Annotated in this window: 16 protein-coding genes; 12 read left to right on the plus strand and 4 right to left on the minus strand. The window is 67.4% G+C overall.

Features of this window, described 5'->3' with window-relative positions; all coding sequences use genetic code 11:
* The first annotated feature begins 179 nt into the window (after nucleotides 1-179).
* Nucleotides 180-1,067 (plus strand): cation diffusion facilitator family transporter, encoded by an 888-nt coding sequence (locus JX613_RS17150; protein WP_207102692.1) that lies wholly within the window; start codon nucleotides 180-182, stop codon nucleotides 1,065-1,067.
* Here JX613_RS17150 and xth read toward each other — a convergent pair.
* Entirely contained in the window at nucleotides 1,064-1,849 is a 786-nt protein-coding gene (gene xth / locus JX613_RS17155) for an exodeoxyribonuclease III (protein WP_207102693.1), read from the minus strand. The two genes, JX613_RS17150 and xth, sit on opposite strands and share 4 nt — an antisense overlap.
* A gap of 63 nt (nucleotides 1,850-1,912) precedes the next feature.
* Here xth and JX613_RS17160 point away from each other — a divergent pair, with 63 nt between their 5' ends.
* Complete coding sequence (locus JX613_RS17160) at nucleotides 1,913-2,560, plus strand: hypothetical protein (RefSeq protein WP_207102694.1); 648 nt, start codon at nucleotides 1,913-1,915, stop codon at nucleotides 2,558-2,560.
* Here the strand turns inward: JX613_RS17160 and JX613_RS17165 are convergent.
* Nucleotides 2,552-2,875 carry a HesB/IscA family protein gene (locus JX613_RS17165; RefSeq protein WP_207102695.1) on the minus strand — a complete coding sequence of 108 codons (324 nt, stop codon included), beginning with the start codon at nucleotides 2,873-2,875 and terminating at the stop codon, nucleotides 2,552-2,554. The genes JX613_RS17160 and JX613_RS17165 overlap by 9 nt on opposite strands.
* A 75-nt stretch (nucleotides 2,876-2,950) precedes the next feature.
* On the opposite strand from JX613_RS17165, the gene JX613_RS17170 reads away from it, so the two are divergent.
* The 7 genes from JX613_RS17170 to JX613_RS17200 all read left to right on the plus strand — a co-directional run bounded on the left by JX613_RS17170 (nucleotide 2,951) and on the right by JX613_RS17200 (nucleotide 8,382).
* Complete coding sequence (locus JX613_RS17170) at nucleotides 2,951-4,108, plus strand: deoxyguanosinetriphosphate triphosphohydrolase (RefSeq protein ID WP_207102696.1); 1,158 nt, start codon at nucleotides 2,951-2,953, stop codon at nucleotides 4,106-4,108.
* A 66-nt stretch (nucleotides 4,109-4,174) separates the two neighbouring features.
* The gene (locus tag JX613_RS17175) at nucleotides 4,175-4,597 is read left to right on the plus strand and encodes an OsmC family protein (protein WP_207102697.1); all 423 of its coding nucleotides are present in this window, start codon (nucleotides 4,175-4,177) and stop codon (nucleotides 4,595-4,597) included.
* Nucleotides 4,597-5,439: a transglutaminase-like domain-containing protein gene (locus JX613_RS17180; RefSeq protein WP_207102698.1), complete on the plus strand. Its 843-nt coding sequence runs from the start codon at nucleotides 4,597-4,599 to the stop codon at nucleotides 5,437-5,439. Before JX613_RS17175 ends, JX613_RS17180 begins: the two co-directional genes overlap by 1 nt.
* A gap of 57 nt (nucleotides 5,440-5,496) precedes the next feature.
* Nucleotides 5,497-6,387 (plus strand): dihydrodipicolinate synthase family protein, encoded by an 891-nt coding sequence (locus JX613_RS17185; RefSeq protein ID WP_207102699.1) that lies wholly within the window; start codon nucleotides 5,497-5,499, stop codon nucleotides 6,385-6,387.
* A gap of 75 nt (nucleotides 6,388-6,462) precedes the next feature.
* Nucleotides 6,463-7,857, plus strand: coding sequence for a class II fumarate hydratase (gene fumC / locus JX613_RS17190; protein WP_207102700.1), 1,395 nt, complete (start codon nucleotides 6,463-6,465; stop codon nucleotides 7,855-7,857).
* 65 nt (nucleotides 7,858-7,922) lie between these two features.
* Entirely contained in the window at nucleotides 7,923-8,114 is a 192-nt protein-coding gene (locus tag JX613_RS17195) for a DUF4169 family protein (protein ID WP_207102701.1), read from the plus strand.
* Nucleotides 8,115-8,124: 10 nt separating this feature from the next.
* A complete protein-coding gene (locus JX613_RS17200; protein WP_336512327.1) occupies nucleotides 8,125-8,382 on the plus strand; it encodes a ribbon-helix-helix domain-containing protein in 258 nt (85 codons plus the stop codon).
* Nucleotides 8,383-8,396: 14 nt separating this feature from the next.
* Here the strand turns inward: JX613_RS17200 and pheT are convergent, their stop codons facing one another.
* Nucleotides 8,397-10,784 carry a phenylalanine--tRNA ligase subunit beta gene (gene pheT / locus JX613_RS17205; RefSeq protein ID WP_207102706.1) on the minus strand — a complete coding sequence of 796 codons (2,388 nt, stop codon included), beginning with the start codon at nucleotides 10,782-10,784 and terminating at the stop codon, nucleotides 8,397-8,399.
* Nucleotides 10,785-10,958: 174 nt separating this feature from the next.
* Here pheT and JX613_RS17210 point away from each other — a divergent pair, with 174 nt between their 5' ends.
* Together JX613_RS17210 and JX613_RS17215 are read left to right on the plus strand one after the other, a co-directional pair.
* Nucleotides 10,959-12,197 carry a DVUA0089 family protein gene (locus JX613_RS17210; protein WP_207102703.1) on the plus strand — a complete coding sequence of 413 codons (1,239 nt, stop codon included), beginning with the start codon at nucleotides 10,959-10,961 and terminating at the stop codon, nucleotides 12,195-12,197.
* 87 nt (nucleotides 12,198-12,284) lie between these two features.
* Nucleotides 12,285-12,602 (plus strand): TM2 domain-containing protein, encoded by a 318-nt coding sequence (locus JX613_RS17215; RefSeq protein WP_237168669.1) that lies wholly within the window; start codon nucleotides 12,285-12,287, stop codon nucleotides 12,600-12,602.
* 56 nt (nucleotides 12,603-12,658) lie between these two features.
* On the opposite strand, the gene infC is transcribed toward JX613_RS17215, so the two are convergent.
* Nucleotides 12,659-13,147: a translation initiation factor IF-3 gene (infC, locus tag JX613_RS17220; RefSeq protein ID WP_336512328.1), complete on the minus strand. Its 489-nt coding sequence runs from the start codon at nucleotides 13,145-13,147 to the stop codon at nucleotides 12,659-12,661.
* Between the two features lie 247 nt (nucleotides 13,148-13,394).
* On the opposite strand from infC, the gene JX613_RS17225 reads away from it, so the two are divergent.
* Nucleotides 13,395-13,652, plus strand: a 258-nt coding sequence (locus tag JX613_RS17225; RefSeq protein WP_207102705.1) for a hypothetical protein, incomplete at its 3' end; no start/stop codon positions are given.

The following is a 13,652-nucleotide window of genomic DNA, read 5'->3' on the forward strand; positions in this document are numbered from 1 at the left end:
CAGCATCGGGGCCGCGCCTGGAAGGCAGGGCACCCGCTGATCCTGGCAAGGGGCAAGGGCAGGCATCGGCCCGCCGACGACGTGGCGGCGCAAGGTCCACCGCCCTTTCCAGTTGCAACTGACGCCATAGTCTGACAGATGCGCCCCGACGGGAGGGGCAGCATCGAAGGACCGTCGCCATGAACCGCACCTTGAAGATCGCCCTTGGCAGCATCGCGGTCGGCATCGTCGTGCTTGGCCTCAAGACGCTGGCCTGGCAGGTGACGGGATCAGTGGCGCTGTTGTCCGACGCGCTGGAAAGCACCGTCAACGTCGCCACCGCCCTTGCCGCGCTGGTCGCGATCCGCATCGCCCAGCGGCCCGCCGACCAGAGCCACCCTTATGGCCACCACAAGGCCGAGTTCCTGTCCGCCGTGCTGGAAGGCGTGATGATCATCGTCGCCGCCCTGCTGATCCTGGAGGAAGCCTTTCACGGCATTATGGCGCCCCGTCCGCTGGATGCGCCGCTGGAAGGCCTGCTGATCAACGTCGCGGCCAGCGCGGTCAACGCGGCCTGGTGCTGGGTGCTGCTGAGCCAGGGCCGCAGGCTGAAATCGCCGGCGCTGGTGGCCGACGGCAAGCACCTGCTGTCCGATGTCGTCACCTCGGGCGGGGTGATCGTGGGCGTGCTGCTGGCGATCGTGACAGGCTACGCGATCCTGGACCCGATCCTGGCGGCGGTGGTCGCGGTCAACATCCTGTGGTCGGGGTGGAAGGTGATGACGGCATCGCTGGGCGGGCTGATGGACGAGGCGGTGCCCGACGACATGCTGACCGCGATCCGCAGCACCATCTCGGACCAGGCGCATGGCGCGATCGAGGCCCATGACCTGCGCACCCGCCACGCCGGCAGCATGACCTTTATCGACTTCCACCTGGTCGTGGACGGCGAAACCTCGGTATCCGAGGCCCACGCGATCTGCGACCGGATCGAGGCCGCGCTGAAGAACCGCCTGGACGACGCGCAGATCACCATCCATGTCGAACCCGAACACAAGGCCAAGCATTCGGGCGTGCTGGTGCTCTAGGCGGCCAGCCTGACCCAGACGGGCACGTGGTCGCTGGGCTTTTCGCCCGCGCGGGCGTCCTTGTCGATGCCGGTTTCGACCAGCAGGTCGGCGGCCTGCGGCGACAGCAGCAGGTGGTCGATGCGGATGCCGTCGTCGCGCGACCAGGATCCGGCCTGGTAATCCCAGAAGGTGAACGGCCCGCGCGTGGCCCAGGGGTCGCGGATGCGCACGGCGTCCGTCCAACCCTGGTTCACGATCCGGCGGAAGGCCGCGCGGCTTTCGGGCAAAAACAGCGCGTCTTCCACCCAGGCCTGCGGGCGGGCGGCGTCGCGGGGTTCGGGGATGATGTTGAAATCGCCAAGCATCACCACCGGCATCTCGCTTGCCAGCAGGTCCAGCCCGCGCTGGCGCAGGCGTTCCATCCAGGCCAGCTTGTAATCGTATTTCGGCCCCGGCGCGGGATTGCCGTTCGGCAGATAAAGGCCCGCGATGCGCACGGCCTGGGTGCCCACCACCGTCGCCTCGATGTAACGGGCCTGTTCGTCCGTGTCGTCGCCGGGCAGGCCGCGCGTCACGTCCTCCAGCGGCAACCGGGACAGGATCGCCACGCCGTTGAAGCCCTTTTGCCCGTGGGTTTCGACGGTCCAGCCCAGATCCTCGAAATGCTGGCGGGGAAAGCCCTCGTCCACCGACTTGATTTCCTGCAGGACGACCAGATCGGCCGCCGATCCGGCCAGCCAGTCGGTCAGCGCCTGGATCCGGGCCTTGACGCCGTTGATGTTGAATGTCGCGATTTTCATGGCCGCATCTTTATCCGCCGCCCCGCGATTGGCAACGGGGGGCGGGATGCTTACGTTCATCCCATGCGCCGCCTGCTCGCCCTGCTGATGCTGATCGCCCTGGCCCTGCCCGCCTGGGCCCAGGACCACCCGCGCGCGGGCCTGATGTGGAACCGCAGCGGCTTGCCCGCGACCCTGCCGCTGGTGGTCAAGACCATGCCGGGGCAGGATTATGTCGTCTTCCTGGCCCCGGCGGACAGCGGCGATCCGGTGATGGTGGGCTATATCCACGGCGGCGCGTTCTTCCGCCTGCTGGTGCCGCCAGGGACATGGGCCGTCCGCTTTGCCCATGGCGAGGAGTGGCAGGGCGAGGATGCGCTGTTCGGCCCGGAAACCGGATGGATCGCCCTGAACCAGCCCCTGACCTTCGAGGCGGGCGTCGCGCGCAGGCAGGGCCATATCATCCGGCTGATCGAAAGCGGCGGGCAGGTCAGGGTTGCGTCCCTTGGGCCGCTGGACATCTGCCAGGCCCTGACCCTTACGACCGAAATCGAAGAACGCGACGAAAAGGACCGAAAGGCGCTGAACCTTCTGCCCGCGCCGGGGCTTCAGGATCTGCGCGACGACTTCGACACCTTTCCGCAAAGCGACTTCAACCGCCTGCCCGCCCCCGGCCTGCGCCGGATCGAGACGGAACTGGACACCCGCAGCAAGGTTTGCCCCTTAGATTGAAAACGACGTGCCGCAGCCGCAGCTGCTGGAGGCGTTGGGATTGTCGATGACAAAGCGCGCCCCGATCAGCTCATCGGCAAAGTCGATGGTCGCGCCCGCCAGATAGGGCAGCGACACCGGATCGACCACGACCTTCTGCCCCCCGCCTTCCAGCACCAGGTCGTCGGCCTCGGCCCGGTCCAGGCGGATGTCGTATTGGAAACCGGAACAGCCGCCGCCCGCCACGGCCACGCGCAGGGGCTTGGCCTCGCCCGAATCGTTGATCTCGGCCAGGCGGGCAAAGGCGCGTTCGGTGACTTTCGGCGGCAGGTTCATGGGGCGTTCCCGTTTTCGTCAGCAGGCCCTAAATATAGGGTCCACAGCACCTGTTGCAAGGAAGGCCCTGCCCCCGTGATCGCGCCCTATGCCTGCCACCCCGAAGCCAGCCGCGGGCGGCTGCACCCCGAACGGATGTCCACCTTCCGCAGCCCCTGGCAGCGCGACCGCGACCGCATCATCCATTCCAGCGCCTTCCGCCGCCTGAAGCACAAGACCCAGGTCTTCGTCGAACATGACGGCGAAGCCTATCGCGGCGATTATTTCCGCACCCGCCTGACCCACACGATCGAGGTGGCCCAGGTCGCCCGCACCATCGCCGGCGCACTTGGCCTGAACACGGACCTGGCCGAAACCGTGGCCTTGGCGCATGACCTGGGCCACCCGCCCTTTGGCCATACCGGGGAAGACGCGCTGGCCGCGCTGATGGAACCCTATGGCGGCTTCGACCACAACGCGCAGGCCCTGCGGATCGTCACCCGGCTGGAACGGCACTACGCCGATTTCGACGGGCTGAACCTGACCTGGGAGGCGCTGGAGGGCATCGCCAAGCACAACGGCCCCGTCACCGGCCCCCTGCCCTATGCCCTGGCCGAGGTGAACGCCGCCTGGGATCTGGAACTGCACACCAATGCCAGCGCCGAGGCTCAGGTGGCCGCCGTTGCCGACGACGTGGCCTATAACCACCACGACCTGCACGACGGCCTTCGCGCCGAACTGTTCACCGAGGATGAGCTGGCCGAACTGCCCGTCGTCGGCCCCGCCTTCGCCGAGGTTGACCGCCTTTATCCCGGCCTCGACCCCACCCGCCGCCGGTACGAGGCGCTGCGCCGCGTGTTCGGCGTGATGGTCGAGGACGTGATCGCCGTGGCCCAGAACCGCCTGGCCGGATTGCAGCCGCAATCGGCCCAGGAAATCCGCGACATGGACGGGCCGATCATCCGCTTTTCCAAGCCGCTGTATCAAAACATCAAGGCAATCAAGTCCTTCCTGTTCACGCGCATGTATCGCGCCCCTTCCGTGGTGGTAGAGCGCACAAACGTCACCGCCATGCTGAACGACCTGTTCCCGCTGTTCCTGCACGATCCCGGCCAGATGCCCGACCACTGGTGCCAGGTCGCGCGTGAGGCCGGGGACGAGACGCAATGCGCCCGTGTCGTTCTTGACTACGTCGCAGGCATGACCGACCGCTTTGCCATCGCCGAACACCAGCGGCTGTTCCCGAACCGCTGAAATCTGAACCGAAGCCTTGCCCCCGGCGTTCGGCGTGCGACAGCATGAACGCAGGAAGGGCAAGGCATGTTCACACGCAGCGGATCGGCCGAATGGCAAGGCGGACTGAAGGACGGCAAGGGCACGGTCTCGACCCAGTCGGGGGCGCTGGACGCCCTGCCTTATGGCTTCAACACCCGCTTCGCCGACGAACCCGGCACCAACCCCGAGGAACTGATCGGCGCGGCGCATGCCGCCTGCTTCAGCATGGCCCTGTCCAACATGCTGACCCAGGCGGGGATCGGCGGCATCGCCATCCAGACGACCTCGAAGATCACGCTGGAAAACGACGGCGACGGCTTCACCGTGACCAGGGCGCATCTGGTCACCCGCATCTCGGCCGACGGCGACCGCGCGCGGATCGAGGATCTGGCCCAGAAGGCCAAGGCGGGCTGCCCCATTTCCAAGCTGCTGAACGCCGAGGTCACGATGGACGCGACGGTCGCCTGATGCGCATCCGGATCGGGCACGAGATGACGATCGAGGTGCCGCAGGCCACGCCCCTGATCGGCCTGACCACGCCGGAAGCGGCGCGGCACCGCGACTATGTCCTCCCCGAGGATTTCAGGACGACGCCCCCTGTCCCGGTCCAGAGCTATGTGGACCGCTTCGGCAATATCTGCCGGCGCATGGTGGCGCCGGCGGGGGCTTTCACGCTTTACAGCGACATCACCATCAACGACCCCGGCACGCGCGACGAGGCCGACTTCGGCGCCGCCGAATGGCCGGTCGAGGCCTTGCCTTCCGAAGTCCTGGGCTTCCTGACCGCCTCCCGCTATGTCGAGACCGACCTGGTCAGCGACGAGGCCTGGGCCCTGTTCGGCCAGGTCGCGCCGGGCTGGAACCGGGTCCAGCATATCGTCGATCACGTCAACGGCAGGCTGGCCTTCAACTATGGTCTCGCCTCGCAGTTCCGCACCGCCCACAGCGCGCGCAACGACGGCACCGGCGTCTGCCGCGACTTCGCGCATCTGGCGCTGGCCTATCTGCGGGCGCTGAACATCCCGGCGCGCTACGTCAACGGCTATGTGGGCGACATCGGCGTGCCTGCCGCCGCCGCGCCCATGGATTTCGCCGCCTGGATCGAGGTCTTCCTGGGCGGCAAGTGGTGGACTTTCGATCCCCGTAACAACCAGCGCCGCATCGGCCGCGTGGTGGTCGCCCGCGGCATGGACGCGGCGGACGTGCCGCTGATCAACAGCTTCGGCCCCCATGTCCTGACCGGCTTCCGCGTCTGGTGCCACCCGGTGGACGAGGCGGGGAACGAGTTGGACGGGATGCTGTTCGCCTGACGCTTGCCATTGCGGTTGCCGCGTGACCTTCTGTCCGCGACAACCGCAAGGATCACCATGCGCCCTTTTCACGGCCTTTCCGCCTTTCCGATCACCCCGACCGATCCTGACGGCACCCTTTGCCGCGCCGACCTGCGCGCGATCCTGCGCCGGACCGCAGACGCGCAGGTCGATTCGATCTGCGTGCTGGGAAGCACCGGCGGCTATGCCTATCTGGATCCCGGCCAGCGCCGCGCCGTGGCCGAGGAAACGGTGGCCCAGATCGGCGGCCAGGTGCCGGTCATCGTCGGCGTGGGCGCCCTGCGCACGGATACGGCGGTCTCGCTGGCCCGTCATGCCCAGGATAGCGGTGCCAATGCGCTGCTGGTCGCGCCCATCTCCTATACCCCGCTGACCGGGGACGAGGTCTTGGCCCATTACGCAGCCATCGCCGAGGCCAGCGACCTGCCGATCTGCATCTACAACAACCCGACGACGACGCATTTCACCTTTACCGCCGACCTGCTGGTCCGCCTTGCGGCGATTCCGACGATCCGGGCGGTCAAGATGCCGCTTCCCACGGATGGCGATGTCGCAGGCGAGATCGCCGATCTGCGCGCCTGCCTGCCCCGGGGATTCTCGGTCGGCTACAGCGCCGACTGGGGGTGCAGGGGGGCGATGCTGGCGGGCGCCGATGCATTCTACAGCGTGGCCGCCGGAACCTGGCCCGCCGAGATGCTGCGCCTTGTCCGCGCTGCGCAATCGGGCGACGCCGCCGAAAGCGCACGGATCGACGCGGCATTCCAGCCGATGTGGGATCTGTTCCGCAAGGTCGGCAGCTTTCGCGTCGTTCACCGCGCGGCGACCCTGCTGGGCCTGACTGAGGCGCAGCCCCCGCGCCCGATCCTGCCCTTGCAAGGCCAGGATGATGCCCTGCGGCGGGCCATGGATGCCCTCGCGGCGGTTTAGGCATACCGTTGCATACCGATTGCCTATCCGACCCTCGCCCGCTAGAACCGCGCCAAACCGCGAGGGAGCCTTTCCATGACCAAGACCCGCATCGAGACCGACAGCTTCGGCCCGCTGGAGGTTGACGCCAGCAAATACTGGGGCGCGCAGACGCAGCGGTCCATCCAAAACTTTCCCATCGGCTGGGAACGCCAGCCCGTCGCGATCATCCGCGCGCTTGGCGCGATCAAGCTGGCGGCGGCGCGGGTGAACCAGGCCAATGGCGACCTGGACCCCGCCATCGGCAAGGCCATGGAACAGGCCGCGACCGAGGTGTTCGAGGGCAAGTTCGACGACAACTTCCCGCTGGTGGTCTGGCAGACGGGGTCGGGCACCCAGTCGAACATGAACGCGAACGAGGTGATCAGCAACCGCGCCATCGAGATCCTGGGCGGCGAGATGGGCAGCAAGAAGCCGGTCCATCCGAACGACCATGTGAACATGGGCCAGTCCTCGAACGACACCTTCCCGACGGCGATGCACGTGGCCATCGGCATGATGGCGCGCGACACGCTGATCCCCGGGCTGGAAAAGCTGCACGCGGCCCTGGACGCCAAGGCGCAGGAATTCAAGGACATCATCAAGATCGGCCGCACCCATACGCAGGACGCGACGCCGCTGACGCTGGGCCAGGAATTCGGCGGCTATGCCCATCAGGTCGCCAAGGGGATCGAGCGGGTCAAGCTGGCCCTGACCGACATCTATGAACTGGCCCAGGGCGGCACCGCCGTCGGCACCGGGCTGAACACGAAGAAGGGTTGGGATACCGCCATCGCGGCGGAGATCGCCACGATCACCGGCCTGCCCTTCGTCACCGCACCGAACAAGTTCGAGGCCCTGGCCGCGCATGACGCGATGGTCTTCTTCTCGGGCGCGCTGAAGACGGTGGCGGCGTCGCTCTTCAAGATCGCCAACGACATGCGCCTGCTGGGGTCCGGCCCGCGTTCCGGCCTGGGCGAACTGATCCTGCCGGAAAACGAGCCGGGGTCGTCGATCATGCCGGGCAAGGTCAACCCGACCCAGGCCGAGGCGCTGACCATGGTCTGCGCGCATGTCATGGGCAACGATGCCGCCATCGGTTTCGCCGGGTCGCAGGGGCATTTCGAACTGAACGTCTATAACCCGATGATGTCCTATAACGTGCTGCAATCCATGCAGCTTCTGGGCGACGCGGCGGGCAGCTTCACCGACAACATGGTGGTGGGCACGCAGGCCAATGTGGCGCGGATCGAGAAGCTGATGAAGGAATCGCTGATGCTGGTGACGGCGCTGGCGCCGACCATCGGCTATGACAACGCCACCAAGGTCGCCAAGACCGCCCACAAGAACGGCACCACCCTGCGCGAGGAAGCCATCGCCCTGGGCTTTGTCGATGGCGAGACCTTCGACCGCGTCGTCCGCCCCGAGGACATGATCAGCCCCAAGGGCTGATCGCCGCTTGACCGTATCGGGATGGGGCGCGGTATGATGACTGCGCCCTCTTCCATTGGACCCGCATGACCAAGATCATCAACCTGCGCCAGGCCCGCAAGCAGCGCGACCGCGATGCGAAACGCGCGGCGGGCGACGTGAACGCGGCCAGGTTCGGCGAGGCGAAGCCCGTGCGCGAGGCGCGAGAGGCCGAAGCGGACCGTGCCGCCCGCATCCTCGACGCGCATCGCCGCGACGATGCCTGCGAAGATGATTGACCTGCCGCCCATGACACCGCCGGTCAAGCGGTCGGTCACCATCGACGGGCACCGGACCTCGGTCTCACTGGAGGACGCGTTCTGGCGCGGCGTGGCCGAGGCCGCCCGCGCGCGCGGCATGACGCGGGCGGAGCTGATCGGCCGGATCGACCATGCCCGGCCGCCCGAGGTGGGATTGGCGACCGCGCTGCGGCTGTTCGTGGTGGCGGAATTGCGTCCCGCGAAGGCCGGGGGCGCTTCGCCCCCCGGACCCCCCGAGGATATTTAAGCCAAGATGAAGGATCAGGCGCGCAGGGTGCCGCCGGTGGCCTTTTGCACCTTGTCGATGATCTTCTGGCTGACGGCCTCGATTTCCGCGTCCGTCAGGGTCTTGTCGCGCGGTTGCAGGCGGGCGGTGATGGCGATGGACTTCCTGCCACCTTCCAGCCCGGTGAACTGGTCGAAGACCGTCACGCTGTCGATCAGCGCCTTGTCGGCCCCGGCGGCGGCGTTGACCAGGGTCAGCGCCTCGACCTGCGGATCGACGACAAAGGCGAAGTCGCGTTCCACGGCTTGCAGTTCCGAGATGGCCAGCGCGGGACGCGTCGCCGTGCGGGTCTTGGGGAAGGGCACGTTGGCGATGCGGACGGTGAAGGCCACGGCCGGCCCCTTCACGTCGAAGGCGCGCAGGATACGGGGGTGGATTTCCCCGAATGTCGCCAGCACGTTCGGGCCAAGCGCGATGTTGCCCGCGCGGCCCGGATGCCACCAGGGATCCAGCTTGCGGTTCACCTGCACCTTGGCGGGCGACCCGAGGGTGGCCAGCACGGCCTCGGCATCGGCCTTGGCGTCGTAAAGATCGACCTTGCGGCGGCTGCCGAAGGGATCGCGCGGGGCGGTATGGCCGATCATAAGGCCCGAGATTTGCGTGGCCTGCTCGCCCGGTTCGCCGCCTGCGAAGACGGGGCCAAGCTCGAACAGCGCGAGATCCGCGAAGCCGCGCGCCTGGTTGCGGGCGGCGGCGGACAACAGGCCCGGCAGCAGGTCGGGGCGCAGATGCGTCATCTCGCTGCTGATGGGGTTTTCCACACGAACCGCATCCGCGCCGCCGCCGAACAGTTCGGCCGAGGGCTTGTCGATGAAGCTGTAGGTGACGCATTCGTTATAGCCAAGCGCCGCCGTCTGCCGCCGCGCGGCCTTTTCGCGGACCTGCAGGGGCGTCAGCACCGGCTGCGGCACGCCGGGGCGCGGGCGCGGCAGGGGCTGGCCTTGCAGCCGGGTCAGGCTGGCGATGCGGGCGATTTCCTCGACCAGGTCGGCCTCGCCCAGCACGTCGGGGCGCCAGGAGGGGACATGGGCCATGTCGCCCTCCATCCGGAAGCCGAGGGCGGTCAAGGTCGCGCGCTGCGTGTCCGCCGGGATGTCCAGGCCGACCAGGCTGGCGGTGCGGGCGGGGTCCAGGCGATAGGCGCGCGTGGTATCCGGCACCGCGCCGGCCTCGACCACCTTGGAGGGCTCTCCGCCGCAGAGGTCCAGGATCATCTGCGTGGCCAGTTCCAGCCCCGGGCGGGTGAAGGCCGGATCGACGCCGCGTTCGAAGCGATAGCGGGCATCGCTGTTGATCTTGAGCGCGCGGCCCGTCGCGGCGATGGCGATCGGATCCCAATAGGCGCTTTCCAGGAACACATCGGACGTGTCGTCCGAACAGCCGGACTGTTCGCCGCCCATGATGCCCGCGATGCTTTCGGGGCCGTTGGCATCGGCGATCACCATCGCGCCTTCGGGCAGCGCATAGGTCTTGCCGTCAAGCGCCAGGATCTCCTCTCCGGCGGCGGCGGGACGCACATGAAGATCTCCGGAAACCTGTGCCATGTCAAAGACATGCAGCGGCCTGTTCAAGTCGTATGTGAACAGGTTGGTGATATCCACCAGCGTGTTGATCGGGCGCAGGCCGATGGCGCGCAGGCGCTGTTGCAGCCAGTCCGGCGACGGGCCGTTCCTGACGCCCCGGATCACCCGGCCCGCGAAATAGGGGGCCTTGTCGGCAATCGCCGGGTCGATGCTGATCCCAACCGGGCTGGCGAAGCGCCCCGGCACGACCGTATCGGCCACGGGCTTCAGCACCCCCAAGCCACGCGCCGCCAAGTCGCGGGCAATGCCGTGGACGCCAAGCGCGTCGGGGCGGTTCGGGGTGATCTTGATGTGGATCATCGGATCCACCTTCTCGGGCGCGTTTTCGGCCAGCCAGTCCACGAAACGCTGCCCCACCTGTCCCGAGGGAAGCTCGATGATGCCGTTGTGTTCGTCCGACAGCTCCAGCTCGCGTTCGGACGCCATCATGCCGTGGCTCTCGATGCCGCGGATCTTGCCCACGCCCAGCGTCACGTCGATGCCGGGGACGTAATCGCCGGGCTTGGCCAGCACCACCGTGATCCCCTCGCGCGCGTTGGGGGCGCCGCAGACGATCTGCTTCTCGCCCTCGTCCGTCAGCACGCGGCAGACGCGCAGGCGGTCGGCGTCGGGGTGCTGTTCGGCATGCAGCACGCGGGCCAGGGTGAAGGTCTTCAGCTTGGCGGCGGGATCGCGGATCTCCTCGACCTCCAGGCCCAGGTCGGTCAGCGCCTCGGCGATCTGGTCCAGGGTGGCGGTGGTGTCGAGATGCTCTTTGAGCCAGGAGAGGGTGAACTTCATGACGCAGCTTTCCGGTTCGCGCTTGGGGCGTTTGCCTGCCTTGAACCGCCCAAAGGCGCGATGGTCAAGCGTCAAGCAGAACGGCAGGGCATCTTTCGGCTTTCGGGAATTGTCTATCCCCCCGCCCGGTGCCAGAGTTCGCCCGAACCCGGCACCTGCCGCAGGAGGTCTTTCGTGCCCTATCGCCTTTCCGTTCTTGCCAGCCTTGCCCTTGCAGCGGCACCCGCCCTTGCGCAGGAGGCGCCCCGGATCTGCGGTGCGGCGCAGGTCACTTGGCTGGCCGAAGACGAGGCCGGGCAGGACATCGCGGCCACTGACGCCGCGCTGTCGGCCCCGGTGCGGGTGGCGGGCCAGCCCGTTGTCCTGGCCTTCCGCAACACCGCCGCCAGCCAGGCCCTGCGTGTGGAGGCCAGCGCGGACAACGGCGATCCCGCGATCTCTCTGCTGACCGAGGATGGCGACGTGATCGCGGAAAACGACGACACGCCGGTCTCGCTCAATTCGCGGCTGGAAACGGCGGTGGGCCCGGGGGTCTATTGCGTGGCGGTCCGGTCGGTGGGCGACGGCGACATGGCGGCCACGGTGCAGGTGTCGCGCCCCGAACAGGCCGCGCTGCTGGATGAGGGCAGCGAAGGCGGAAGCAGCCGGATCGCCACCTGCACCCCCGACACCCCGGCAACGCCCCTGGCCGAAGGCGCGATCAACGAGCGGCTGGCCCAGGGGCCGGTCAGCGCCACGCAGGACGGGACAGGGGTCGGCTATTACCGCTTTACCCTGTCGCAGGCCGCCCCGGTGACGCTGCGCGCGTCCAGCCCCACCCTGGACCCCTATCTGAAGCTGTTCGACGCCCAAGGCAACTTGGTCGGAGAGAACGACGACGCCGACGGGCTGAACGCGCGGCTGGATTTCGTGTCCACCCTGGCGGCGGGCGATTACTGCATCGGCGCCGCCACCCTGTCGTCCGAGCCGGGCGAACTGACCATCAGCGCCGAGACCCTGGACCCCCAGATCTTCCTGCGCAACGCCTATCGCAAGGGGGAACTAAACCCGCCCTCGGATGGCAGTTATCCGGTGCAGGCGCTGGACCTGACGCAGCAGAAGCAGACGGTGGTCCTGCATGACGGCGCCACGCAATGGCTGGGCTTCGACCTGGACAAGCCCACGGTTCTTGTCGTCAGCGCCTATGGATCCCTGGCCGGGGCTGATCCGCGGCTGGTGCTGTTCGCGGCCTCGGGCGCGCTGGAGGGCGAGAACGACGACATCGACGGCAGCACGGACGCGCGGGTCGGCCCGGTCCTGTTGCAGCCGGGCCGCTATCACCTGGGGGTCGTGGATGTCAGCCGCAACGACGACACCTTGGGCCCGATCAGGCCCATCGGCCTGATGTTCGACCGCTTCCTGCGGCCTGACTGATCGACCCGTGATCCTTGCGCGGGGCCCGGCCGTTCCTATCTATCAGGGCAAGGGGCGGCTGATCCGCCCGGCGTGATGGAGAGAGCCTTGGCGGACACTATCCAGCAACAGCTGCTGATCGAGCAGCGCGTCGCGAACGAATCGAAGTCCCAACTGGTCGCCTATCTTCTGGCGATCCTGCTGTGGGGACTGGGCGTGCATCGCATGTATCTGGGCCGCTGGGCCAGCGGCCTTGTCATGCTGGTGCTGTCGGGCCTTGGCATGTTGACAGCGCCCATCCTGATCGGGTGGATCCCGCTGGCCTTTGTCTGGGTCTGGGCGGTCATCGACCTGTTCCTGATCCCCGGCATGATCCGCAACGACCAGGCGGTGATCCGGCAGCGCCTGATGGCGGGCCGCTGGTAACGAAAAAGGCCGCGCGGCATCTGCCGGCGCGGCCTTTCTGCATCGGATGGACCGGCTTATTTCGGCGCGATCATCATCACCATCTGCCGGCCTTCCAGCTTGGGCATGGATTCGATCTTGCCCGCCTCGCCCACGTCGTTGCGGACGCGGTTCAGCAGTTCCAGTCCCAGATCCTGGTGGGCCATTTCGCGGCCCCGGAAGCGCAGGGTGACCTTGACCTTGTCGCCTTCCTCCAGGAACTTCATCACGGACCGCATCTTGACATCATAGTCATGGGTATCGGTTCCCGGACGGAACTTGATTTCCTTGATCTCGATGATCTTCTGCTTCTTGCGGGCCTCGGCCTCGCGCTTTTGCTGTTCATACTTGAACTTGCCGAGGTCCATGACCTTGCAGACCGGCGGCACGGCATTGGGAGAAATTTCAACCAGATCCAGCCCGGCGTCCTGCGCCATCTGCAACCCGACCGAGGGCGGAACCACGCCGACATTCTCTCCATCGGCGCCGATGAGGCGGATTTCGGACACGCGGATGCGTTCGTTCACGCGGGGTCCAGTGTCACGGGTGGGCGGTGCGTTATGCGGTCGGCGGGCTATGGCTGTGCTCCTTGGATAGCCAAATCGGAATGGACGGAAAATAAGCGTGAAGACGACGTGATTCAACCGGATTTGACAGGCTGATCGACAACCCGGCGGCATATCTGGCCGCCCTGGCCCGTCCGCCGCCTTTTCCACACGTCCAGGCTGTGCCATAGCTGCGCCAAATCGACCCATAAGGCAAGGACTGCCCGCCATGCGTATTCTTCTGGCCGTGATCGTGATTCTGCTTCTGGGCGTCGGCGGCTGGTGGTTCTGGCAGCAGGCCCGCCCGCCCCTGGCCGAAGCCCCCGTGACGGCCGAGGCCCCCGCCGTGACAAAGGCGGCCGAGGCTGCGGCCGATGCGGCAGCCGACGCCGCAGCCGTGGCGGCCGACGTGGCCGCAGAAGCCGCCCAGGCGTCCCGGGAAGCGGGCGTGGCCCCCGTCAGCGATGCCGCCGCCGAGGCCGAGGCC

It is taken from the genome of Paracoccus shandongensis (assembly GCF_017315735.1).
GTDB lineage: Bacteria > Pseudomonadota > Alphaproteobacteria > Rhodobacterales > Rhodobacteraceae > Paracoccus > Paracoccus shandongensis.